Annotated in this window: 18 protein-coding genes; 11 read left to right on the forward strand and 7 right to left on the reverse strand. The window is 33.4% G+C overall.

All coding sequences use genetic code 11. The features are described 5' to 3' along the window. Positions 1-201 precede the first annotated feature (201 nt). The 4 genes from NMY3_RS12540 to NMY3_RS12555 all read left to right on the forward strand — a co-directional run bounded on the left by NMY3_RS12540 (position 202) and on the right by NMY3_RS12555 (position 5584). Positions 202-1509: an MFS transporter gene (locus NMY3_RS12540; RefSeq protein WP_196816187.1), complete on the forward strand. Its 1308-nt coding sequence runs from the start codon at positions 202-204 to the stop codon at positions 1507-1509. A gap of 437 nt (positions 1510-1946) precedes the next feature. Then, the gene (locus tag NMY3_RS12545; RefSeq protein WP_196816188.1) at positions 1947-3482 is read left to right on the forward strand and encodes an acyl-CoA carboxylase subunit beta; all 1536 of its coding nucleotides are present in this window, start codon (positions 1947-1949) and stop codon (positions 3480-3482) included. Between the two features lie 126 nt (positions 3483-3608). Then, complete coding sequence (locus NMY3_RS12550) at positions 3609-5132, forward strand: acetyl-CoA carboxylase biotin carboxylase subunit (RefSeq protein WP_257719983.1); 1524 nt, start codon at positions 3609-3611, stop codon at positions 5130-5132. Then, positions 5129-5584: an acetyl-CoA carboxylase biotin carboxyl carrier protein subunit gene (locus NMY3_RS12555; RefSeq protein WP_196816190.1), complete on the forward strand. Its 456-nt coding sequence runs from the start codon at positions 5129-5131 to the stop codon at positions 5582-5584. The genes NMY3_RS12550 and NMY3_RS12555 overlap by 4 nt, the downstream gene beginning before the upstream one ends. 256 nt (positions 5585-5840) lie before the next feature. Here the strand turns inward: NMY3_RS12555 and NMY3_RS12560 are convergent, their stop codons facing one another. Beyond that, a complete protein-coding gene (locus NMY3_RS12560) occupies positions 5841-6506 on the reverse strand; it encodes a hypothetical protein (RefSeq protein ID WP_196816191.1) in 666 nt (221 codons plus the stop codon). Continuing rightward, positions 6461-8218: a multicopper oxidase domain-containing protein gene (locus NMY3_RS12565; protein WP_196816192.1), complete on the reverse strand. Its 1758-nt coding sequence runs from the start codon at positions 8216-8218 to the stop codon at positions 6461-6463. Before NMY3_RS12565 ends, NMY3_RS12560 begins: the two co-directional genes overlap by 46 nt. A gap of 405 nt (positions 8219-8623) precedes the next feature. Here NMY3_RS12565 and NMY3_RS12570 point away from each other — a divergent pair, with 405 nt between their 5' ends. The 3 genes from NMY3_RS12570 to NMY3_RS12580 all read left to right on the forward strand — a co-directional run bounded on the left by NMY3_RS12570 (position 8624) and on the right by NMY3_RS12580 (position 12796). Beyond that, positions 8624-9523, forward strand: coding sequence for an NmrA family NAD(P)-binding protein (locus NMY3_RS12570; RefSeq protein WP_196816193.1), 900 nt, complete (start codon positions 8624-8626; stop codon positions 9521-9523). A 271-nt stretch (positions 9524-9794) separates the two neighbouring features. After that, on the forward strand, positions 9795-10331 hold the full coding sequence (locus NMY3_RS12575) for a hypothetical protein (RefSeq protein ID WP_196816194.1): 537 nt from the start codon (positions 9795-9797) through the stop codon (positions 10329-10331). Between the two features lie 278 nt (positions 10332-10609). Then, positions 10610-12796 carry a sensor histidine kinase gene (locus NMY3_RS12580; RefSeq protein WP_196816195.1) on the forward strand — a complete coding sequence of 729 codons (2187 nt, stop codon included), beginning with the start codon at positions 10610-10612 and terminating at the stop codon, positions 12794-12796. 671 nt (positions 12797-13467) lie between these two features. Here the strand turns inward: NMY3_RS12580 and NMY3_RS12585 are convergent. After that, complete coding sequence (locus NMY3_RS12585; protein WP_196816196.1) at positions 13468-13887, reverse strand: hypothetical protein; 420 nt, start codon at positions 13885-13887, stop codon at positions 13468-13470. Between the two features lie 330 nt (positions 13888-14217). Further along, the gene (locus NMY3_RS12590) at positions 14218-14403 is read right to left on the reverse strand and encodes a hypothetical protein (RefSeq protein WP_196816197.1); all 186 of its coding nucleotides are present in this window, start codon (positions 14401-14403) and stop codon (positions 14218-14220) included. Positions 14404-15111: 708 nt separating this feature from the next. Between NMY3_RS12590 and NMY3_RS12595 the strand changes: the two genes are divergently transcribed. Both NMY3_RS12595 and NMY3_RS12600 read left to right on the forward strand, forming a co-directional pair. Next, on the forward strand, positions 15112-15321 hold the full coding sequence (locus NMY3_RS12595; protein WP_196816198.1) for a hypothetical protein: 210 nt from the start codon (positions 15112-15114) through the stop codon (positions 15319-15321). 717 nt (positions 15322-16038) lie between these two features. Then, complete coding sequence (locus NMY3_RS12600) at positions 16039-16548, forward strand: pyridoxamine 5'-phosphate oxidase family protein (RefSeq protein ID WP_196816199.1); 510 nt, start codon at positions 16039-16041, stop codon at positions 16546-16548. A 760-nt stretch (positions 16549-17308) separates the two neighbouring features. Here the strand turns inward: NMY3_RS12600 and NMY3_RS12605 are convergent. Next, on the reverse strand, positions 17309-17599 hold the full coding sequence (locus NMY3_RS12605; protein ID WP_196816200.1) for a hypothetical protein: 291 nt from the start codon (positions 17597-17599) through the stop codon (positions 17309-17311). A gap of 198 nt (positions 17600-17797) precedes the next feature. Between NMY3_RS12605 and NMY3_RS12610 the strand changes: the two genes are divergently transcribed. After that, entirely contained in the window at positions 17798-18256 is a 459-nt protein-coding gene (locus NMY3_RS12610) for a universal stress protein (protein ID WP_196816201.1), read from the forward strand. A 120-nt stretch (positions 18257-18376) separates the two neighbouring features. Here NMY3_RS12610 and NMY3_RS12615 read toward each other — a convergent pair whose 3' ends face one another. Both NMY3_RS12615 and NMY3_RS12620 read right to left on the reverse strand, forming a co-directional pair. Then, the gene (locus tag NMY3_RS12615; protein ID WP_231100056.1) at positions 18377-18715 is read right to left on the reverse strand and encodes a hypothetical protein; all 339 of its coding nucleotides are present in this window, start codon (positions 18713-18715) and stop codon (positions 18377-18379) included. A gap of 279 nt (positions 18716-18994) precedes the next feature. Continuing rightward, positions 18995-19825 (reverse strand): DUF6920 family protein, encoded by an 831-nt coding sequence (locus NMY3_RS12620; protein ID WP_231100057.1) that lies wholly within the window; start codon positions 19823-19825, stop codon positions 18995-18997. Positions 19826-21989: 2164 nt separating this feature from the next. Between NMY3_RS12620 and mgtA the strand changes: the two genes are divergently transcribed. Continuing rightward, the gene (mgtA, locus tag NMY3_RS12625) at positions 21990-24608 is read left to right on the forward strand and encodes a magnesium-translocating P-type ATPase (RefSeq protein WP_196816204.1); all 2619 of its coding nucleotides are present in this window, start codon (positions 21990-21992) and stop codon (positions 24606-24608) included. Positions 24609-24628: the final 20 nt, after the last annotated feature.

Genomic DNA, 24628 nt, shown 5'->3' on the forward strand with positions numbered 1-24628 from the left:
CCAATCTATGGTGTATTTAGGTAATTGCAAGTGCGATCAGGAGTTCTGTTAGCCAGATGTTGTGAAGAATTAAAATTTTTAATGTGAATCAAAATGAATGCTAACTTTCTTTTTTAATGTATATTATCATTTATAAGATATTCTGGAAAGATTAACTATTATGAAATATTTTATGCGTCAAATGGATACAGTAATTAATTTATGCATCTAAAGACGGGATTATCTAAGGAACAACAAACAATAGTTTTTGCTTCTTGGTTTGGATGGGCCCTTGATGGTTATGATCTAGTCTTAATGTTATTTGTAATATCCTCAGTCAATCAACTTTTTTTTTCGGACAATTCCGCGATGAGTCTATTAGCGACGTTTGCTACATATATTATAGCCCTAGTCATGCGACCTATCGGAGGCGCCCTATTTGGAAATTTTGGAGATAAATACGGTAGAAAAAAAACCATGATGGTAACAATAGTGGGATTCTCAATTGTAACATTTGCTACCGGTTTACTTCCAACTTGGCAAACTGTCGGGATAGTGGCACCGATTCTGCTTATTTTTTTGAGATTTGTCCAAGGATTATTCGCCGGTGGCGAATGGGCAAGTGGATCTGTAATTACCATGGAAATGGTTCCAAAAAAGACGCGAGGGTTGCTCTCAGGATTTGTTCAAAGTGGATATTCATTTGGATTTGTACTTGCGTCAGTCATGTACCTTTTAGTGCTAAATATTTTTCCAAACGATGAATTTGTTGAAATCGGATGGCGAATTTTATTTTTTACAGGATTAATTCCTGGATTATTAGCACTAATAATCAGAGTAAAGATGGTTGAATCAGAAGTTTGGCTGGAATCGAAAGAACAAAGAAAAGAGATACACAAGACACCATTGAAAAATATATTATCAGATAGGGTGCAACGAAAACGAATTTTTCTTGCGTTAATAATTATGACTGGTCTCATGTATTCTTATTATACATCCATCGGTTTCATGCCCGTATTTTTAGAAAATTATGTGGAAATTAACAAAAATGATGTTGCAATCATAATGATCGAGGTAACGGTTGCAGCACTATTGGGCACGGTATTTACGGGCCTCGTAAGTCAGATTATAGGAAGGATGAAAATAATAACTATTTTTGCTATTGCATCTATACTACTATCTGTACCATTACTTTATGGTCTGTTTATTTCCACAAATATTCATGAAAAAATATTTTTTGCATCCTTATTGATTTTCTTATCCGCTACGGCATTTGGTCCAATGCCTGCATTCCTATCAGAAAGATTTCCAACTGAGATAAGAAATACTGCCTCAGGTCTTGTTTACAATGGCGGCTTAATAATCGGTTCGTGGTCACCTATTGTTGCAATAAGTCTTTTGTCCAACACGAAATCACTCTCACCGATCCTTATCCCACTGGTGCTTGCCCTGAATATTTCAATAGGTGCAATAATCCTTCTAATAGGATCCAGATTAAATCCAGATACTCGGGAAGTGAACCTTAATTGACATGATTAACCTTAATGAATTCGGGACGTATTAATCATTTCAAAAGGAGTGATTTTATAGAAATTTAATCTCATTAAGATCATTCTGGCTGGTGAAAGGAAGTCAATTACGGCAATAGATATATGTACAAGCCTATTTTTTACACTCATCCCAAGCATTTTGACTTTAAGCCTAGACGCCAAATGCAATAATGTGGGAATAACACAAGAAATCCGAATCACCAGGGTTTCAAATTCGACGTATAAACCTGGAAGTTAAGTTTCATGCAAAACAACAACAAAACTTATATAAAGACTATCAGAATTCTTTTTTTTAAATAATTGTTAAATTATCTTATTTCATCTGATTTTGCTCATCCTATAATGTTTTTGCAATTAAGTTATAAGATACCAAAAGGATAACGAAAACTCTTTTTATTAAATTGCATAATTTGGATCATGAATTTTTCTGATTTGGAAGCCAAGAGGATAACGCATCTTCTAGGTGGTGGAAAAGAGAAACTAGAAGAACAAAGAAAAAAGGGTCAATTGACAGCAACTGAAAGAATCAATGCATTATTTGATACAGGCAGTTTTGAGGAAATAGATCCTTTTGTAATTCACAATTGTAATGATTTTGGAATGGAAAATAAAAAAATTCTAGGTGACGGTGTTATAACAGGCTATGGAAGAATAGATTCTCGCTTAGTGTACTCTTTTTGTCATGACTTTACAGTTCTAGGGGGTTCACTCGGTCTTAGTTTTGCGTCAAAGATATGTAAGATAATGGATCATGCATTAAAGCAAGGGGTTCCAATAATAGGTATAAATGATTCTGGAGGCGCAAGAATTCAAGAGGGGGTCGAAAGCCTAGGAGGTTACGCAGACATATTCCACAGAAATGTTAGAGTTTCTGGCATAATTCCTCAAATATCTTTGATAATGGGCCCTTGTGCAGGAGGTGCAGTTTATTCTCCTGCTTTGACTGATTTCATTATAATGACAAAATCAGCATATATGTTTGTCACTGGTCCAGATGTTGTGAGACAGGTCACCAATGAAAATGTTACATCTACAGAACTAGGTGGCGCTTCCATACATAATGAAAAAAGCGGTGTGGCTCATTTTGTTGCAGATGATGAATATGATTGCTTTGAAATATTGAAAAAATTGCTTTCATTTATTCCGTCTAACAATCTGGAATCATCACCAAAAGTCAAATCCACAGATAGTTCCAAGCTTCTGGATGAAAGTCTTGATTCAATTCTTCCTTCCGACTCACATATGTCTTATAGTATGGAAAATGTAATTAGAAAAGTAGTTGATAAAGAAGACTTTTTCGAAGTCCAAAAATTATGGGCTAGAAATATCATAATTGGTTTTGCTAGGTTGGATGGTAACGTTGTGGGTATAGTTGCCAATAACCCAGAAATTTTAGCCGGAGTTCTAGATATAGATTCTTGCAACAAGGCAGCAAGATTTGTAAGATTTTGTGACTGCTTTAACATTCCTATAATTACCTTCGTAGATGTTCCAGGTTTTCTTCCTGGTACAGATCAGGAATGGAGGGGAATAATAAGACATGGTGCAAAGCTGTTATTTGCATTCTCGGAAGCTACTGTACCTAGACTCTCAGTAATCACAAGAAAAGCTTATGGTGGAGCATATGACGTAATGAATAGTAAACATATAGGAGGAGATTATAATTTCGCTTGGCCAAATGCTGAGATCGCTGTTATGGGTGCTGAAAGTGCATGTAATATTATATTTAGAAAAGAATTATCTATTTCTGAAAATAAACACAAAAGAAGATCAGAGTTAGTATCAGATTATGAAAAAAAATTTTCAAATCCATACATTGCAGCTTCTAAAGGTTATATTGACAATGTAATAATGCCTCGAGAGACTCGACAGAAACTCATTTCTGCTCTAAATGCTATTAATAGAAAAAGAGAAGACCTACCAAAAAGAAAGCATGGAAACATGCCCATATAAAATCATAGTTTACTATAATTGATCAACCTATTGGTACAAATGCTGTCGCAACGGAGTCATTAGGTAATATACCAAAATTTTTTTGTATAGAATAATTTTAATTTTACTTTGTGACTTAGTTTCAAAATGGAGAGAATACTTTTAGCCAATAGAGGTGAAATTGTGATAAGAGTAGCCAAGACATGCCGTAAACTAGGCTATTCTCCATGCGGAATATATTCTGATGCTGACAAGGATAGTCTGCATATAAAACACTGTGACAGAGTAGAAAATATCGGGGGAAATTTGCCCAATGAGAGCTATTTGAATATGATGAAGATAATTGATGCGGCAAGAAAAATGGATTGTACATTCATACATCCAGGATATGGTTTTCTTGCTGAAAAATCAGAATTTGCTAATTTGTGTAACAAAGAAGGATTGGTGTTTATTGGCCCTTCTGCTGATGTGTTAAAAATTTCGGGAGACAAAGTGTTAGCTAAAGAGATATTATCACAAGTTGCTACTACTGTAGAGGGTAAAGAAGTATCCGATATAAATGAGGCATTGGAATTTGCAAATGAATTAGGGTATCCGGTAATTATAAAAGCTGCAAGGGGAGGAGGAGGAAGGGGACTTCAAATAATAAATACTCCTCACCAATTGACAAAATTATTAAAGTTCTCTATAAGAGAAGCGTTATTAAGCTTTGGTTCAGGCAGAGTATATATTGAAAAATATGTTCAAAATCCAAGACATATAGAGGTACAGATACTGGGTGATCGTTCTAAAGTGATTCATCTAGGAGAAAGAGAATGTACTATTCAGAGGAGACATCAAAAATTGATCGAAGAAACTCCCTCGCCAGCATTAGATAACGCCGCTAGGGAGAGTTTAATAAAAACTGCCGTTGAAATCATGAAAAAAATTCGATATGATAACGCCGGAACGGTCGAATTTCTATTAAAGAATGGTTCATTTTATTTTATGGAGATAAATTCAAGAATACAAGTAGAACATCCTATAACAGAAGTAGTTACTGGAATTGATATAGTAGAACAACAACTCAACATATCATGTAGAAATGGGATGACACTTGAACAAAATGATATAAAAGCCCGTGGGCACGCTATTGAGTGCAGAATAAATGCCGAACATCCTATAAGCTTTACACCATACCCAGGTTTGGTAAAGGATTATACCCCTCCCATTGATTCACGATCGATTAGGATAGATAGCTCGTTATATGCAGGATATAGCATCCCTCCATTTTATGATTCATTAATTGCCAAAGTAATAGTCAGGGCAGAAAATAGAAAAGAAGCAATTGAAAAAATGAAAAATGCTCTATTATCTTTCAGAATTTCTGGTATACCATCAACTATACCTTTTCATTTATCTGCTTTACATGATGATCGATTTCTAACTGGAAATTACGATACTGCCTTTGTTGAAAAATTGAAATCATACTCACAGAAGGATGGAGAAATTGCAGCTTTGGTATTTGAAAATATGTTGAAAAGACGAGGATCGTCAGATGAGTACTTTAAAGAAGACGAATCAAAACAGGATGATGAGCAGAGCCAACAATGGATTTTAAGCAGATATGAAGAATTTCTTAAGTTACAAGGTAATTATAATCTAGAAAATTCTATGAGATGGGTCAAATGAAGCTAGAGGTTAACGGAACAACTTATGAAGTAAAAATACACGGGGATAAGATTCTCATTAATGAAAAAACTATAGATTTGACCAAAATAAAAGAAAATGAAATTGTTATAGATTCAAAGAAGTTTTATCTTGATTTTTATGAGCGAACGGGAATCGGAATGGAGGGTAAACAACAATCTCTCTTACTCATAAATGGCATGGCATACACGATAGTTAAAATAGATACGGACCAAGAAACCATCAAGGAATTGCGTGCACCCATGAGTGGAAACATAATCGATATTTATGTGCAGCTTGGATCATATGTTCAAAGGGGTGAACCTCTTTTAGTTCTTGAAGCAATGAAAATGCACAATGAAATCAAATCCCCCAGAGATGGAAAAATAATAGATATATTGTTCAATAAACAGCAACCTGTAAAAGCAGGAGAAATAATACTAATATTTGATTAGTACTTGCCATCAGAAATTTTGTATTTTTATGACCAGAACCTGCTATGAAGTTTCTTTATATGTGGATTTCAAATAAAAACAAGAAATTATGTCTGAATATAATTTGGTAATCCTAGCAATATAAGAATGACATCAACTATCTTTAATAATCTGGAAAAGGATAGGTTTTCCATTTATGCTTATAACTCGGTCAATCCGAATGGTAGTTTTTTTGTAGATTTCTTCTACTTTCATATTGTGCCGAATTTTGAATGGATCAACTAATCGACATATTACTATTGTTTGTAACAAAGTGATACGTCAAGGGCGTTTGTAGATCGGTCTTGTCGTTATCCACAGTTGTTATCTCAATATCTATATAATAAATCCCCGGTTCTGAAAACAATGGACCATTAATAATGATTTTACCTGATGGATCTGGAACTAAGGCGTTAGTTAGGACATCAAATGTCCCCCCTACCACAATATGAGAATAACCGTTACTTTTTGCCAAAATCACTAATTCTCCCGCATGGGAATGAAAGAATTCAGACATCTTTGTATTGTTCTGATTAGTAATTGCTATTCTGTAAGTAACATGCTGAATTTTTTCATCTGAATTTTGATCAGTTAAATGCATAATTAGCTGCGCATCTTGGCCCGCAATAAGGTTTTTTGGTTCTATGGTAAAATTCATGACTATATTTCGATCTCCAAGCGTAGCTAGTGGAGGTGGAGCTCCATGATGCTGTGCCGATGTGTAATCACATATTGGCACTATGGCTAGAAAGGTGGAAAGGAAGCCAACTAAAATAGCTATTAGTGGTTTACTTAAATTAGCTCTCAAGTCTAATGAGTCTCCTGTTTGGTCAAATTTAATATCGATGTATACAAGTGTCAATTCACTATGACCTTTGCCGTCATCCAAGGATGCAGTGTACAATAATAATTATATTCTCCCTTGGTATCAAATGTGAATTTGTACATACTGTCGTCTCCATTAATTATTCCTGAGTCAAAAATTCCACTTGGACCTTGGTCTGGGTTTCCAGATGTTACAGTATGCGGCATATTTTGGTCAGTATTGATCCAAGTGACTTGCGTTCCCTCTTCTATCTTGATAGATGAAGGGTCATAGAATATCTTATTCTCTGGACTTGATGAACCTGGACTTATTGAAATTGAAAATTTACTGTTACGGTCTGTCTCATTTTTGAGAAATGGAGCCTTTGCATCATCCAACAACTTGACGCCAGACTCGTCACTAGTAGTTAGTTCAGCTTTAGATTCTTTGTCTTGTACATGAAAACTTTCATTTTCTTGTAAGGTTCCATTATTTCCACCTATTTCTTTAGTTGATCCTATATGATCTTCGTCTATTCCTTTGTGTCCACTAGTAGAAATAACTTCTGGAGATTGTAATTTCTTTTGTAATTCATATTGCCAATCAAACATGCTTACACTCCTGGTTAATGGTTCTGAGAAATTTCTAGATTGATTTGAATTAGTTCCTCTAGAAGTGTCATTACTATTTTGAAATTTCGACTTTCCTTCTGCGCTTTCACTACCTTTCCCAACTACCTTTATTTGTCCCATATTTCCCTTTTCTTCCGGAATTCCATGAGTATGAAAGAAGTAATTACCCGGGTACTTCCACTTTGCTTCCACTATTGATGCATCCCCCGGTGCTACCGAAATTGTTTGGGAATGAATAGGAAGGTTATCCCACAAACCTGAGGGATATGTTACGAATGTAGTGCTATGAAGGTGGAAAGATGCAGGTATCGTAGTGCCCAGATTAATTAAATAGATTCGCATTAAATCATTATGATTAATCTCAAGTGGATGATGCACATACTGATCAGCATAACCGTTTATGAAGTAGTAATCTGCATCAAACCCTACTTGATTTTTGAGGTCATATTCACCCATCACCATAACAAATTCTCTTGCAGGAGCGACTGGTTTATCCTTTGGATCTACTATTAGTGCTCCATACATACCCATTCTAATATGTAAGGAAGTTGGAGGAGCATGACAATGATACATTAGTGCACCTGCGGGTTCGCCGGTAATATTGTACAAATATGTCTGGCCAGGCATTACTTGAGGAAGTACACCATCGTTAATGTCCGCATGATTTCCGTGAAAGTGGATAGTATGTGGTATAGGAGATTTGTTTATGTATTTAATAGTTAAATTCTCCCCTTCAGTTAATCGTATGGTAGGACCTGGAACTGTACCATTATACGTCCATGCTTTAACTCTCTTCCCGGGCGCTATGTCAAGATATACTTCTTCAGTAACAAGAGTTATTTGTCTATGGGATGTGCTTGCTCTATCAGAGGTTAAGGTACTATTTTCTGAATTAATATCTTTCTTAGAATCAGATAAGGGATCCGTTGAATTATTTTCAAAGTTGTTCGTATTCTCTGATAGATGGAATTTAGGTAGCTTAGTTTGGTCATACTCTTGTGCAAATACAAAATTGGTAAAAACCTTGACCACATAAGAAGATGATAGACTTGTTATACTTACAATACAAAGAGAGATTAACAAAAGCAGGAAAATTATGCAAGATTTTTTCCTATATGATTTTTCTTTTTGAAAATTTTTATCATAGGAATGGGGTGAAACATTTGAGATTTTCGACATTATTCAGTTAGATCTCCTTGAAGTTTTATCTACTGTATATCTAGTAGCTTTGGTAGTAGACATTAAAATTTTATGATTGAAGCCAGTATATATTTTTGCCTAATAATGTTATACATTGTATAACAAAAATATTTATACTGTACAGCGTATAGCATCCATCATGATTATAAATAAAGAGAGGGAGTTTAATCATCATGACAAAATTCATTTTCTGACATTATCTCTTCTTGAGGACAGAGCGATACTTAAATACATAAAAAGAGAAATTAACCAAAATCAGGACGAGAAAGAAAATCCTCATCGGCGGTTGATAGGTAAAACATCAAAATATCAGAAAAAAACCTAATGGTTCTTAAGGCGCCATGAAAAAACTGATCACGTCACTTTTGGATCTTCAAGAATAAATTGTCTTCGATCCTAGTTACTGGTACAACTGGAGATATGGGACTCCATCTGGTAAGAATTCTTTCGTTGTATGATTGTGACTTCCACATATCAGTTAAATCTATTAATTGTACAAATAATACTATAAAGAAACAGATAGAGGTTTTTCGAAATCTTGGATTATCAAATTTCATTGAGATGGATCTTGCTGATGTCGATACCATAACCTACCAGAAATTAGATGGCATAGAAAAGATCTTTTTACTAACCCCGATAACATACTCTCTAGAATCTATAAGGAAAATCATAACAGAAGCAAAAAGAGCAAATTCGGTTAAGCACATTATTAAATTATCTTCAATGGCAGCCCCCTTGCACCCACCTACTCCCACAGATGCATTACACAGACAAGCCGAAAAGATAATTGAAGAATCTGGAATAAATTATACTTATCTTAGACCAAATTACTACATGCAAAATTTTATACAGTTAAATGGACTTTCAATAAAAAAGGATAAGAGGTTTTTTCTTCCATTTAGTAATTCAAAGGCAAGTTTTGTAGATGTTAGAGATGTATCTGAGATCGCAGCTAGAATACTTCGGGATACTTCCAATAAACACTACAATACTTCCTATACTATTACCGGTGGTCAATCTTTATCTTGTAATACAATCGCAAAGATTTTTACAATATTACTAGGCGAGCCCATAAAATATATTAACATAACAAAAGAACAGGCCCGGATCCGCATGAAAAAATTAGGAATTCAAAAAAACATTGCCGATAGTTTGTTTGATCTATATGAATTAATTGAAGATGGTCGTTTAAGACGCATTTCTCATACTGTAGAAATGATCCTAGGAAGAAAACCAATAACATTTGAAACCTTTGTACGAGATAATTTAGATGCATTCAAATAAATGTCCAGCACTCATCCGAAATGATTTCTTTACTAGTGTAAATATTTCGTATCATAAATGTTCCAGGATTATGACACCCATCTGTCCCTATCGGAGTTTATTTGATCTCTTTCCAATCTTGGAAATTCGAAAAAACCGTTGTGCATAGAAATGAATAAGATTTGTTTATCAAGCAAAGAACATCTGAATCCAGATAACCAAGTTTTTATTAAAATTGATGAACAAAAATAACAATGCATAATAATGCCTAGCAATGTAAACTACCTATTAGATGTCGAAAAATTCTACCACAAATACAGCCATACGGATCCCGACGGAAATTTATGAGAAAATAGAATTTCAGGCCCTAGCTGAGGATAAAACTGTATCAGGAATAATTAACAATATCCTTAGGAAGTATGTATCATGGGATCAATTCATAAGTGACATAGGATTTGTATTTCTGCAAAAGCCCTTTGTACGAAATATATTTGAACATCTTTCCGATGATGATATAGTGAAAGCAGCCAAGACTTCCTGTTACACCGGCATGAGGGATGCGATTTCCTTTATTCATGGAAAAAACGATATCGAGAGTATCGTTGATGTCTTAAAATTATGGTTTTCTGCATCCAATTTTACTAATAAAATAATTCTGGCTGATGATAACATCGAATTTAGAATACAACATAACCTGGGACATAAAGGTTCTCTTTATATAGGGACACTCATTAGTTCTCTATTTGGTGATCTAAATATGAAATCAAACAAAGCTTTGCTAAAAGAGCATTCCTTAATTATCGGATTCAAGTCCAACTTAAAAAAATAACATATTTAACTTGCTCCAATCTTGATTAAAATCATACTAGGATATTCATAACAATTTTCTATTTGAAACTGTAATTTGAAAAAACTTTTAACGTTATTTCTCGAAGCATACCTCGAAACTGAACTTTTAAGCAAATTGTAGTCGATATATTTCATATAGCCTTTATAGGTATATTGATCAAAAGATCTATGTCGGATTATTTTGTTCGATCCAGAATGAAGATCTTGGAGTTTAAAGATGCATTATTATATAATGCTATAACTATAGCAGTTTGATAATTGAAATCTGATAACGTTACTCGAATTCCCAAATCAGAAATTCTATACGGCTCTGAGAATGCTATGAGAAGGGGAATATCATTCATGAAGACTACTAAAACTAGAATGGATATTGCATTCGACAAGAATGCCCCTTCAATAGTAGTTCAAATCCCTGGTTACCGTGACGGATATAAGGACGTCATAAAACGGGGAGCAAAAATAAGGTGTATAACAGAAGTTACTTATGAAAATACTCGATTTTGTAAAGAATTATTGAATATGGTTACTGAATTGCGACATCTGAATGGGTTAAGTGGAAGGATTGCAGTCAACGAATCCGAATACATGACTACGACTGGACTTCAAACTGCAAAACCAATTACAGAGATAATTTATAGCAATGTTGATGAGGTCGTTGCCCAAGGTCGAGATACCTTTGAATCACTGTGGAGTAATGCCTTCCCCGCAATTCAAAGAATAAGAGAGATTGAAAAAGGGACCGAACCAATTTTTACCAAAATTCTTCAAGACGACAAAGAAATCAGAGATACAATATTTAGAATAATAAGAAAATCCAAATTTCTACTTCTATGCACATCAATAGGTGGTATTCAAATCAGTCATGAACACTTTCTCGACATTAATATAAAAATCCTTCGAGCGTACAATGCAGGAAAACATGATGGTATCAAATGGGTCACATCTATCAATGATAAGAGTGACGTCGATCTTGTTAATTTATTTTCTAAATACGGTATGAAAATAAAACATACTTTAGATAGGCCATCAATCAATTTTGTGATAAGTGATAAATATTTTGCATCTACTACGGAGAAAATGATCAACGGGGAAATGATTTCAAATCTTTTGTTTAGCAACGATCCCGTATACTTGGAGCATTTCTCTACTATTTTTAATAATACCTGGAAAAATTCAATGAATTTAAGAGATAGGACAAAGGAAATAAAAGATGCTAACCTATTTAAAACACAAGTCATATCTGATCCTCAAATTTCATTTAAGATGACAAATCAATTTTACGCTTCTGCTAAAAAAGAAATTTTGATAATATTAACCTCTGTCAATTCATTATTGCAGCTAATTAACTCAGGCAGTTTGGAGAAACTAAATGAATTGGGATCCAGAGGCCTTTCTGTAAAGGTGCTAATAATACAGAGCCATAAAATAGATCATCTAAAGGAAATAAAGTTTGAGTATCCACAAATTGAATTTAGGACACCTCAATTCCACTTTCCTGTAAAAAACAGGATTACTATTGTGGATAGAACTAAAACTATTATACAAAAAATTAAAGATGATTCCAAAACAAAAATCCCGCAGACAGAAGGCATCACCACTTACATAGAAGGCGAATTAACAGCTTGGTCTCATACTGCAATTTTTGATACACTGTGGAAACAATCTGAAACAGTAGATAAGTTAAGGAGAATTAACAAACATCTTCAATCCCATGAAAAAATGCAAAAGGAGTACATAGACATAATTGCACATGAGCTAAGAAGTCCAATTCAACCTATCATAGGACTTACTGAATATGTAAAAGAAAAGCTAAAAGATAAAAAACAAATAGAATTACTTGATTCTGTAATTGCAAGCGGGCAGAAGCTAAACATGTTGACTGAAAGTATTTTAGATGTATCTAGAATAGAAGATCATCTTTTCAGCCTGAAAGAAGAAAATTTGGACCTAAATGAATTATTACAAAGCATAATCAGAGTTTTTAAAAAAATATTGAAAAGAAATGAAAAAGTTATTAAGTTTACTTTTTTTGATTCCAAGAGCCCATTTGTAGTACTTGGCGACAGGAACAGACTGGAACAAGTAATTTCAAATCTGATTCACAATTCAATAAAATCAATTACAAGAAAATATCAGGGGATAGATGGTGGAGAGATATTGATAAAGATGGAAAGAAAAAAACCAGTTTTAAGCATCAATCCAACAAAGAGACAAGAAATCGTCCATATAATAATTGAAGATAATGGTGATGGTATAGAACCAGCATTATTACCCAAGTTATTTACAAAATTTACAAAATCTTCGGATGGAAACGGATTAGGCCTATATATTTCAAGGAAAATTATCGAGGCACATGGAGGAAAGATTTGGGCTGCAAATATGAGGAGTGGAAACGGAGCTAAAATTAGTATTAGCCTGCCACTTTCTACCCAGGTCGCAAATTAAGAGTAAAATCTTCTATTCAAGTGAAGATATGGAAATCATAATCTATACATTTATAAACTGATATCAAATCCGAATCACTATGGTCAAGTTTATTATTCTTGTTTAAATCCTTATCAGAGACCAGAATAGTGCACGTGGTGGTTTAGAAAATTCATCGTCAAATTAACATGTATTGGGACAAAGGTATTTCTAATAATAACTAAGGTTGCTACTGAAATATACTCAGGGTGCGTTAACGTATCATTCAATATCAACGTAGATAAAGCTACAAATGATAATTCCACTAGAATTGTCACAGCAATAGATTTAATATTTCCAGATGATGACAGTCTAACTTGTACTAACAAGGAAGATGGAAAAATCAAATGATAGGGGAATGAGTTCAGTTAGTTAACAATCATTTTCTTAGTAAATACAAGATTCAGTTTGTTATCTTATCAGAGAACTATTATTACACAACATTTCTATCTATCCTATGGTATCACATAGGATTTGTTTTCTCTGGGAAAATTAATGATTAAAGGAGAGTTTGGAATGATTAGTTCCATATATCCTGTTCAAGGAAAATTCTTCAGACTTTGTTTAAATCTTTAAAAACAAGAATTTTTAATGTACTAGGAGTTAACACGATTTACTTGTAAATCCAGTTCAGTATCTGAAAGAGCAAAAATTTATGGTAGGATAACTAGCTCTCCCTTCAGGTTGGGGTCATTTTTCGAATAGAAAGAGTAATTACCTGGAGAAATGTTTGTAGCTAGATATTCCGAAAAACTTCCTGGAGTTATTTCTACTGTAAATATTTTGCCATCCATGGGATCCCCTGTACCATTTCCGTTGGTGAAAGTATGAGTTTCTGTCAAATTATTCAAAACTAATAATTCTTCACCTTGCTTTATGGTGGTTTTCATCGGACTAAATATTGGGCTCCCTTGGTCATCCGAAGTTATCATTATTACTGCAGATATGGGTGTTGAATCCGCTTCTGAATGGCTCCCTTGAGCATAAACCTGAACAGTTGCATAGGAAATAACACCTATGATCGATGATAAGACGATAATAGAAAACAATATCTGTCTTGGTTTTTGGTCCATAAAAATATCTTATTAATTCTCGTATAAAAATCTACAAAGAAGTTGAATGGACTGTTTGGTTTTTACTAAATAAATGGTAGCAGATGATTTAGCTCCTTAAATAATTAGGTTCACAGCATGTAAAGCAGATAAATTCTTGCTAGAAAGTTATTCTTTAGTAAGAATTCACAAGAAGTTCTATCAAAAATAAAAATGGCGGAATTTAACTAAGGCAAATCTGTGGAGATGTCACTTAATGATGAAAGAGTTTCATTCAAATCTTTGTTTGCTGTAGACCATACAATCAGTGTTTGTGTATCTCCTGTGCCTTTTTGACCTCCTCTTAGGTCCTTAAAGTCGTATATGATCTAGTATTATTCCTGCATCATTGTTTTGTTTAACGTAAGTGTCCATATCTTGTGTTGGGGCAATTATGACCCCTATAGTATCTAGGCTGGTAGAGTTTATGGTAGTATTTGACGAAGTAGACGTGAATACAGTCATATGTATATTTTCAAACGTAATAGAACCAGTCATAGTTACACCAGGATCGCCTTCTACTTAATAATTAAATGATCCAGGATTGTTGAAGGTGAATGATATAGAGGGTTGACTATCAATTATTGCGCCTGTATTAAACACCGTATTACTTTATGCGCCTTTAACATCGACCGTACGCTCATGACCAACATCGCCATTAGACCAAAGCACAGTAGTTCCTGCGTTAATAGCCACATTGTCTGGAACCAAATGTTGATCTAAAAAAAGTTTCATTTTCTTCACCTTCTTGATGATGACTTTCATTTGGGATAAGGATTACTAGGGTTTTAATATTGTTAATATTGTTACCTAGTGTCATTGTTTTTTATCGAACATACGATTAGCGTTAATATTTGGTTGTATAATATCAAATGCATTTGTACTATTACCTGACGAATTTTGCTGTGCAGAAACATTATTTGCAAAGATCGATAACATCAGTAACAAACCAAAAATGCACCAATCAAACAGAATATGTGAGTAGTTGATTTGTTGTTGCTAAACATTAAGATTCAAATGGTCTTAACATCAAATAAGATAATGGACTATTTTCACTCAATAAGAATTGTGGATAGAACTATATAATACCATTCTGCCGTGAAAATTCCATCGTTTATACCCTAGCCGTTCTCTATCTTAATTTAGACATATCGTGATAAACCAAAACGATAAAGGTAAAGATAAGAATATATTATAACCCGAGACATGTCTTACACAATCTTTAAGACTGACAATATGGCAAAATGTGCGCATCATTTAGGCTTGATGCTTACATCCAGACAGGTTAATCATGCTTGTCTGGATGCAAAAGCCATATTTTCAGTTTCCTATCAGTTGCTCAGTCCTAATGGTCAATGGATCATTACAAAAATGGGTATGGATTTCACCATGGTTGTTGCTACAAGGAAGAAATAGAGATTTCTGACAAAGTTAATAAAAAAAATTAAGTAGAACAATAATAGTGAGTAGGCTCAAATTTCTGTTGGGATACTAGTAATACCTTTTTCAAATTCCTCCAGGCTTAGTATTTCACAGGTTATAACCGCGTCTATTAACAAACATTGGCTTCGCACTAATTATTACAATGGTGATTTTGATTATAATTTCATGTTCCTGCAGAATACATTCGACTTTAACGTTTTGATGGTTTTGTCTGCAGTAATTTCTATATTGGTTGGAATTCTGTTATTTTTTTGACAAAAAAATAGTTCTAGTTCCTAACAGGTTTTTGTTCAGTCAATTCCTTTGTGTCTTTGGTAGCACTTGTAAATTGACATTATTACATATGAACACTAATGAAAAATTATGGTAACAATCAATATGGCAGCCATGGTAAGAAACCTAATATCTGAGTCTAATTAGTAAAACTGACATTCAAAATACAACTTTTGCTTCAGGGTAACTCGAGAATATTGTATATTCAAATCAAATTGGTAGATCTGCTTAATCTGATTCACATGGTAGTCCTTATAAAAGGATTTAGAAGGTATAGTATACATATGATTTCCAAGAAAATTACTTGAGATATAATACCAAAATCTATTGTTGAGTCTTAAATTCGGAGGCGCTAGAATCTATTAACAGTATGTTTTTAATCATTGAATATCCAATACTCTAATTATGTGGGGCGATTTGGACAAAAATCAGATTGACGGTTTTCTAAAATCAGAATTAATAGGAAGATTAGGTTGTTTTGATGGTAACAAAATGTATGTTGTACCTATAACTTACGCTTATAATAATGGATATATTTATGGGCATACAAAAGATGGCTTAAAAATTCATATGATGCGAAATAATCCAAATGTCTGTTTTGAAATTGATTGGATGAAAGACATGAACAATTGGAAAAGTGTGATTGTTTATGGAACTTTTGAGGAATTAAAAGGGGAAGATGCTAATAACGGATTGGAAATTCTAATGAAATCAATCATGTCTAATTTAGATAGAAAATCCTATCCGACTGAAGCATCTGATCATGAAAATCATGGTATTGAAAATTATGCATTTCAGCACTCATTTTTATCCCCATTCTTACACAATAAGAATAATGAAATTTTTGAAATAGTGGTTTATCGAATAAAAGTGAATGAAGCTACAGGGAAATTCGGAAATAATATAGAATCTACTGCTAATAATTAGAATATGATCTTTATTTAGTTCCAGACTTTGGTGTAGCAAATTTTCCCAGTTTGAATTTTTCAATCTTTGAAATAAAGTCAGTTTAAAACTTAGAAAATTATGAACTTGTGATCGAGATAGTTTCTTCTTAATTATAGTAAGGATATCTCAATCAACCTAATGAAATCTAGCAGCTAGAAGAATTGAATCCATCCCACTAGTAGATAATTATGCTTATATGATTTGAAAATATCAAAAGTTAGCCTTTTACGTAGGCATGACCTATAGTATAGATTGTTAGCGATATGAAAAAGTATTGCTGTAGAGAATTACACCAACTAGAAGATGATTCCTGGGAGAGAGGGTTTGGAGTCAACATAATTGAAAAAAACAAGGTAGAGATATTCTGCATGGATGATGCTGGTTATCCCAAGCGTATAGATGTATATACATTCAATTACTGTCCCTTTTGTGGCAATAAACTGTAATCAAGTCAGTGAAAAAAACCAAAACATATTAAAACTTAACTTATCTCCCACAAGATTCTTCAGATCAATTTTAAATTAATTCCTTGTGCTTTTAATTATGAAATGAAAAGTCAAATTACATTCAATCCTAATGAACTTACTTTGATATCCATCCTTGCAAAATCTTACTATTATTATTGCCCTAGTGAACATAAAAATGTAGATAAATTGTTATTCATTTACTTTATCTATATCCAAAGTCTATACTAGAAATGACCAAACCTAATAGATTTTTAAAAACAGTAAAGACTCTATCAATTCGTAATTGCCTGGGTATTATGACTTTCTAGTGAAGGTAATCCTTTTTTGTAGTTTATAGTTATGTTTTCCCCTTGTTGGTAAGGGCAACTATCAATGGACCTAGGTACGCCATCCGATGGTTCGACTATGCATGTTTCACCTTGTTTAATTTGTACTGTTACACTCTCTTGGATACTTGAACTAAAAAGTTGAGTTAATGAGCCCCCCATAAGCATAAAAACTACGACTACTCCGGCTATGACAAAAAGTACTGCAAGCCATTTGGGAGAAAATTCAAAATCCATGATAATACATATTCTATTGGGCTAAGCTGTAATTATAATGTTCCATTTAACAACTTTACTTTGGTTGATTAACAATGAAACAAAGCAAGCGACAAGGCAAAAACAGTTAAAGTTTCTGTTCTATAAGATATCATTTACAAGTAATGATTTAATACGTTTATTTAACAAATCGTATAGTGGAAATTCAGGACCGTAATAATGATTAAAAACATATTAGTAACAGATGATGGGACAGAGGTTTCAAATAGGGCATTTGAAGTTGCGTCTGAAATTGCTAAACCCTGTGACGCACATGTAACATTGCTTTATGTAGTAGATCTTATCGAGGATCCAAATACCATGATATTTGGCAACAATAAGGACCTTATTGAAAAGGCCAAATTGATGAATCTAAAGACATCAAAGGAAAACCAATGGATTAAAAAAGTACAACAAAATATCAATAAGTTAAACCAACAAAATATAACTTCTGAAAGCATTTGCCTAACTGGAAATGCTGCTGAAAAAATTCTTGAATATGCATCTACTAAGAAGGTAGACATGATTGTTAAGGGTAGTAGTAACAGACTAAAAGGTATTTCGAAAATAAAAGCACTTGGTAGTGTTACTAGAAAGGTATCGGAGTTGGCAGACTGTCCAGTTCTTATAGTGCATTGAACAACCCACTTTTTTGTCAAACCTAATACTAGGTAATAAATAGACTATCGATAACAAATAGTCTAGTTATTGGTTGAATTAATTAAGGGTGAAAGTAGTTGCCATCATCATATACTCTTTCTATTTTCTTCTAACTTCTGGTATCAAATTCAAGATTAGTTCATAAGATGCATACTTTTCTACAAATTCTCCACCTCTCTGTATTTCTCTTGTGTTTGATGAATAATTTGCATGTGTATCATGTGAAAGTCGAACTAGTGTTACGGCATTTAGATCCTCTGGATAAATCGTGATGCAATCAGGACGAGTCTCATTTATCATTTTCATGATTTGTTCATAATTACAACAATTGTTGGTACGTTCGGATATATTATCTGGTATGCATGTTAAGTTAAAATATTCAACATCTTTTCTTCCCTCCAAGATGCCATGTCTAATTTCAAAATCCTTTTTGGCCATAATGGATGTAATTTGATCAAATATAATCATTTTTCGGTTTCCAATATCCTTTTTGGTAGTGACTCCAGGTTGAGTTTAAATGATGGGACTCTAACTGTGACAATCTCATTCCTTAATATCCAAAAGATATCTTAACAAAGATTTTGTCGTTAACCATTCAAATTCAGCATTTAATGAAGAGAAACACAGGTTTTGAAGAGCTCAATACCAACAATCATCGCTGTTTCATCGTAATTTCGTTTAATCTATTTAGTTTGTTCAACCCGAAGTAACTCATTGTTAATCACCTTCACAACTATTTACAGGACAATCATAACGTATTTCAGTCATAATAAATTTTGCATAACTAAAATTTCCAGCTTGAGTATTCCATGCTACCTCAAGAGCCATTGGAACCATGGTGTTCTCTATTGCGGTATAATCTGAATATTGACCAAACCATTTTTGATTTACGTATAAGTTATTTATAGATCTAAATCGATTACCTTCCATCCGTGTAATCTCCCCCTTTTCGTTAAAATAGAATATCAGGCTGACTGTAAGTCCTGCAAATTTAACCACAGCTCTTGCAGAATTCAAATCTATTTCTTGCCAATGGAGATAATCACTTGGCAATAGTGCCGTGGGAAATAACGGTGCTTCGCCTAACCATCTCATCAGCTCCCCGCTATCCAGTTCTCTACCCTTAGGTGCATCAACTATTGTGACAAATGACATTAACTTTATCTGAAAGTTACCTTTTCCTTCAACATATTCATCCAACCCTGTTATCCAGATGAATGGCAACAATTGTATTTTGCCTACCCACACCAATCCAGGTTTTTCGATGGAAAAGTATTCTTCCCCCTTAATGGGCATCCATTTTTGATTTTCATTCTGTCGAAATTGCCCCTCATGTTTTAACTTTACATAACTAATATAGTGTTGTCCTTCTTTTAAAGAATATTTGAAATATCGTTGAACGGGTACAGGCAGATTTTTTATCTGATCAAAGGTAAATTTATTATCAGATATATTTTTGGATATGCTATAAAGCTTTTGGATATTTTCTTTTATACTGGAATCAAACAATGTTTTAGATATGCCTGTATAAATGATAAGTCTTGACACATTGAGTTGAGAATGATAAATATTGCCATTTTGCAGCCTTTCATTATTTGTAATGGTTTGTCAAATAATTAATTTTATGTTTACTAAATAATTTAAAATTTACTAATGATCATGGATTAGTTTGAAAGGACATAATTTAGAACCTTTAATATTTTCCATCTTTTAGGTGTTTTACATCGAAGGTTTTATCCATCTCTTTATGAATCGTATTGAAATCCCAACAGATCTCGCGTGTCTAATAGCCATCTTCCTCTTCCGAACCCTGCCATGAGGAACCAATTGACCCAATCCTTTGAAATTAAATCTTCACTCATATTTAATGTAATATATCTTACATTATAAAAATATACTTACAATACGTATTATAAATTACACAAATATGACGTTAAAAAATAATTAATGTCAACTTTGTCCATACAAGTAACCCGCGAATGGGATAACCAGAACTAAATTATACTGTCAATTCTGTAATAACCTACGTACTATCTATTTCCTGTTCCTTTATTTATCGTCACAGAAAATAGAAATTACTTATCGTACTGTTTTTTCATTATTTTCTTTTTACGTGTACGACTATAAGTGAGAAGAGTGCAACAGCAGCTTTTGTAGAACTAAAGCAGTAAATATTACCAATATACTCAAATCGTTGCCAAAACTACCCTACGTCGATTTACCATTCAATATGATTAGATACAATTCTAACTTTTTTATATTTTATAGAACCTGTAAAATATCAATTCATGTTGTCTAAAACATATGAAAATCAAAATATTTCTCCATCCACTTCGGCCAAAAGTGTAACGAGAAAATTCAAAAGATATTATAGGCTCTAGATCTGAAAGATTCAGAAACACATCCAGATATAGCCTTAGAGATTAATGGAGACAGAATATTTTAGTGCTTGCCTTTTATGTCTGGCGCTTTTCCAACTATTGATTTTCATTGTTCTAAATGCAGAGAAGTTATTCATTATGGTTCTAAAATCATAAAGCCAATATCATGAAGCTTCAGGTAATCGTACTCATCTCGAGTAATATTAAATTGCAATTTTCCAAAAACATGGTCCCTAATTCTAGGTACACCGTCTAACTCCTCAAGTAATCTGTGAGCTTTGTATGCTTCGAATACTGAATAATAGTCGATCTTCATTAATACAAATAATGCTAGAATTAAGATTTACACGTTTCTAAAAATCTCATTATTTAGACCAGGATGAAAGTAGAAAACCAATAAAATATTTTACGTTCATCACTTGAATAGATTTATTCATCAAAACATTTAATCACAAATACCTATTAAATCCTGCAAGACTATGGTTTTTTCTTCCTATAACGTCCTGAATCCATTGAACCAGACCCTTGTAGGGGACCTTTTTACCCGGTTCGTTATAGTCCTCCGTGCATTTGTTGTGTTTTTTCATCAATAGTATAAGCAAAAAGCTTTTTGACATGCTACTAGGCTTTGCAGTCAGCATCATGTTGACTGTCAGTTGTTTTTCTCTTTCTTTTCCATCTATAATGCCCTTATCTTATTCCGATGATTTTTAATATTGAATATCTCTATCTGATGGAATTAACATCCGGGCACCTAAACAAAAAATTACGTTTTTGTTTCTATTGGGAATTGTTTTTCTTAATATAATCGAAATGAGTTGTAATGGAAAATGCTTAAGGTTCAAAGCAAAAAGAAATCATGATAACTCCTCTAGATATAAAGAAGGACAAAAGAGATGCAGTACTTGTGAGATATTTATTAAATGGGATAATGACTCTTATTTTCCTTGTTGTAACTATAAACTAAGAACAAGATCCTTCCGCGGTTGGGAAATAAGACAGAAATACAGGGAACAGACTATAAAGATGTATTAAATAGTATAGTATCTACTTTAGATCCAAAAAATTAGATAGGTAAATGTGACAAAAAAAAGGCGGCATTCAATCGAAGAAGGATTATCATAAGTTAAACCTGTATTAGGTATCAATCATTATTAGAATGTTAAATGCTGACAATTCCAAGATTGAATCCTCCAGTTTAGCTCTGCATTTATAACATATGAAAAATCAATTAACATTCCTTAAATCATTTAGATACATTAAATGCTGAATTTACCTTCTTTATGCGATACATCTATTTAGTTATAACATAGAGAGTAATTAGACTAACTATGACTTTCGATAAAAAAGTCAAGCAATTGGAATTTTGGAGTTACCCTTTAAACGAATTAGAACAAAAATTTCAAACTTCAATAGAAAATGGTTTATCCTCCGAAAGCGCTGAAAGTCGATTATCCTACTATGGAAAAAATACGCTTAAATCTAGAAAGAAGTCTAACTTGTTATTCTTATTGGCATCCCAATTTAAAAGCCCGATTATATTAATTTTTATCTTCACCTCTTTGCTATCGTTATTTTTAGGTGAGATAGAAGATGCTACATTGATCATTACAATTATCATCATTAGCGGAATTCTAGGATTCTGGCAAGAGAGAAGTGCAATTAATGCCGTAGATAAACTTTTAGAATTTGTTCAGTCAAAAACACTGGTTTTACGGGATGGTATCAATATATTAATACCCTCCATAAATATTGTTCCAGGCGATATAATCACACTATCTGCTGGGGATAGTATTCCTGCTGATTCAATTTTAGTTGAATCCAATGACCTCTTTGTGAATGAGGCAACTTTAACAGGCGAAAGTTATCCTGTAGAAAAATCTATTAAAGTACTTCCTAGCGATACTTTATTACGAGACAGAGTCAATTCCGTTTTCACTGGTACTTTTGTGGTAAGCGGCAAAGCAAGAGCTTTGGTAATTAAGACTGGTACTAACAGTGAATTTGGAGAAATATCAAACATTCTAAAGTATAAAAATCCAGAGACTGACTTTGAACACGGTGTTAGAAAATTTGGATATTTTCTTGTAGAAGTAACATTGATGTTGGTTATTTCAATCGTCTTAATCAATATTTATTTCGGCAGGTCTATCTTAGAATCCTTCTTATTTTCTTTGGCATTAGCCATTGGACTCACACCTCAACTGTTACCTGCAATTATAAGTGTAAATCTATCTCATGGCGCAAGAAGGATGGTGAGAAATAAAGTAATAGTGAAAAGACTTGCGGCTTTAGAAAATCTCGGCAGCATGAATATCCTTTGTTCAGACAAAACTGGAACGCTAACAATTGGTAATGTACAGCTAGAATCAACAATTGATATAGACGGTAATTCAAGTGACAAAGTCTTATTATACTCGTATCTTAATTCAGCATATGAAACTGCATTTACAAATCCCATCGACAAAGCGATTAAGGACTATTGTTACAACAAGTTTGATCTGAAAGATTATGATAAGATTGATGAAATCCCATATGATTTCATAAGGAAAAGACTTTCGGTACTCGTTTCATATGACAATAAATCCTCCACCGAGTACACTGACATTAACAAATATTCATTCATAGTAACTAAAGGTGCACTCAATAATATTCTTGAAGTTTGTTCCACTGCAGAGAGATGTGGAAAAATCGTTGGCTTGTCAGAAGTGAGACAAGAAATCACTCAACGCTATGAGGAACTGGGAAAACAAGGGCTACGTGTCTTAGGATTGTGCTACAAGAACTTTAAGGCGAGGTTACAGCAAGATAATATTCGGATAGATAAAAAAGATGAAACTGAAATGACTTTTTTGGGTTATATTGTCTTTTTTGACCCGCTCAAAAATGATGTCATCGAATCTATATCTAAGCTACGAAGATTAGGTATTTTGGTTAAGATAATAAGCGGAGATAACAAATACGTGGTTGCTAATCTAGCTAAGCAAATAGGGATGTTCAATTCAACGATTCTTGTCGGCCAGGAAATACACAGGATTAGCTTCGATGCACTGGTAAATAAGGTTAACGAAATTGATATTTTTGCGGAGATCGAACCCAACCAAAAAGAACAAATAATTTTGGCGTTACGGATCTCTGAAAAAAACGTGGTTGGGTATTTGGGAGACGGTATTAATGATGCCACAGCAATTCATGCGGCAGATGTAGGAATATCTGTAAACAGTGCTCCCAATGTTACCAAAGAAGCTTCAGATTTTGTGCTTTTGGAAAAGGATTTAAGTGTTTTAGCAGAAGGAGTGATCGAGGGAAGGAAAACTTTTGCAAATACTCTAAAATATGTATTCATGGCTACCAGTGCCAACTTTGGTAATATGTTTAGCATGGCTGGAGCCTCTCTATTCTTGCCGTTTCTTCCCTTATTACCTAAGCAGATACTACTAATGAATCTATTAACAGACCTTCCCGAAATGACAATATCTACTGACAACGTTGATCCTGAGACTATCGCCAAACCACGCCGCTGGGATATAAAATTTATTAGAAAGTTTATGATTGTCTTTGGCTTGCTTAGCACTTTATTTGATCTAATCACTTTTGGGATTTTACTATACTATTTACACCCCGGGTCTATTGAGCAATTTAGAACTACATGGTTCTTAGAATCAATTATTTCTGCTTGCATTATCGTCCTTGTTATTAGGACTGCAAGACCAATTTTTAAAAGCAGGCCAAAAAGATACTTGATATTATCTACTTTAATTACAATCAGCATAGTGATGATATTACCTTATACAGCTATAGGAAAGGCTTTTGGATTAACTGAAATACCTGTATCGTTTATGATAGCCATAGGGTTGATTGTTTCTGCCTATGCAATTTCTGCGGAAATAATAAAAAGAATTTTTTACAGATCAGTTAATAATTATAGCAAACATTTACCCCTAAGATAGAATAATATTATATGTCTCAA

This window comes from Candidatus Nitrosocosmicus oleophilus, from assembly GCF_000802205.1.
Taxonomy (GTDB): domain Archaea; phylum Thermoproteota; class Nitrososphaeria; order Nitrososphaerales; family Nitrososphaeraceae; genus Nitrosocosmicus; species Nitrosocosmicus oleophilus.

What these genes read in the sequence shown, in the direction of transcription:
- NMY3_RS12575 (WP_196816194.1), top strand. Translation starts at nt 9,795, where the DNA reads ATGTCGAAAAATTCTACCACAAATACAGCCATACGGATCCCGACGGAA.
- NMY3_RS12555 (WP_196816190.1), top strand. Translation starts at nt 5,129, where the DNA reads ATGAAGCTAGAGGTTAACGGAACAACTTATGAAGTAAAAATACACGGG.
- NMY3_RS12610 (WP_196816201.1), top strand. Translation starts at nt 17,798, where the DNA reads ATGATTAAAAACATATTAGTAACAGATGATGGGACAGAGGTTTCAAAT.
- NMY3_RS12540 (WP_196816187.1), top strand. Translation starts at nt 202, where the DNA reads ATGCATCTAAAGACGGGATTATCTAAGGAACAACAAACAATAGTTTTT.
- NMY3_RS12590 (WP_196816197.1), bottom strand. Translation starts at nt 14,403, where the DNA reads ATGACTGGTTCTATTACGTTTGAAAATATACATATGACTGTATTCACG.
- NMY3_RS12585 (WP_196816196.1), bottom strand. Translation starts at nt 13,887, where the DNA reads ATGGACCAAAAACCAAGACAGATATTGTTTTCTATTATCGTCTTATCA.
- mgtA (WP_196816204.1), top strand. Translation starts at nt 21,990, where the DNA reads ATGACTTTCGATAAAAAAGTCAAGCAATTGGAATTTTGGAGTTACCCT.
- NMY3_RS12565 (WP_196816192.1), bottom strand. Translation starts at nt 8,218, where the DNA reads ATGTCGAAAATCTCAAATGTTTCACCCCATTCCTATGATAAAAATTTT.
- NMY3_RS12615 (WP_231100056.1), bottom strand. Translation starts at nt 18,715, where the DNA reads ATGGCCAAAAAGGATTTTGAAATTAGACATGGCATCTTGGAGGGAAGA.
- NMY3_RS12605 (WP_196816200.1), bottom strand. Translation starts at nt 17,599, where the DNA reads ATGGATTTTGAATTTTCTCCCAAATGGCTTGCAGTACTTTTTGTCATA.
- NMY3_RS12595 (WP_196816198.1), top strand. Translation starts at nt 15,112, where the DNA reads ATGTCTTACACAATCTTTAAGACTGACAATATGGCAAAATGTGCGCAT.
- NMY3_RS12550 (WP_257719983.1), top strand. Translation starts at nt 3,609, where the DNA reads ATGGAGAGAATACTTTTAGCCAATAGAGGTGAAATTGTGATAAGAGTA.
- NMY3_RS12545 (WP_196816188.1), top strand. Translation starts at nt 1,947, where the DNA reads ATGAATTTTTCTGATTTGGAAGCCAAGAGGATAACGCATCTTCTAGGT.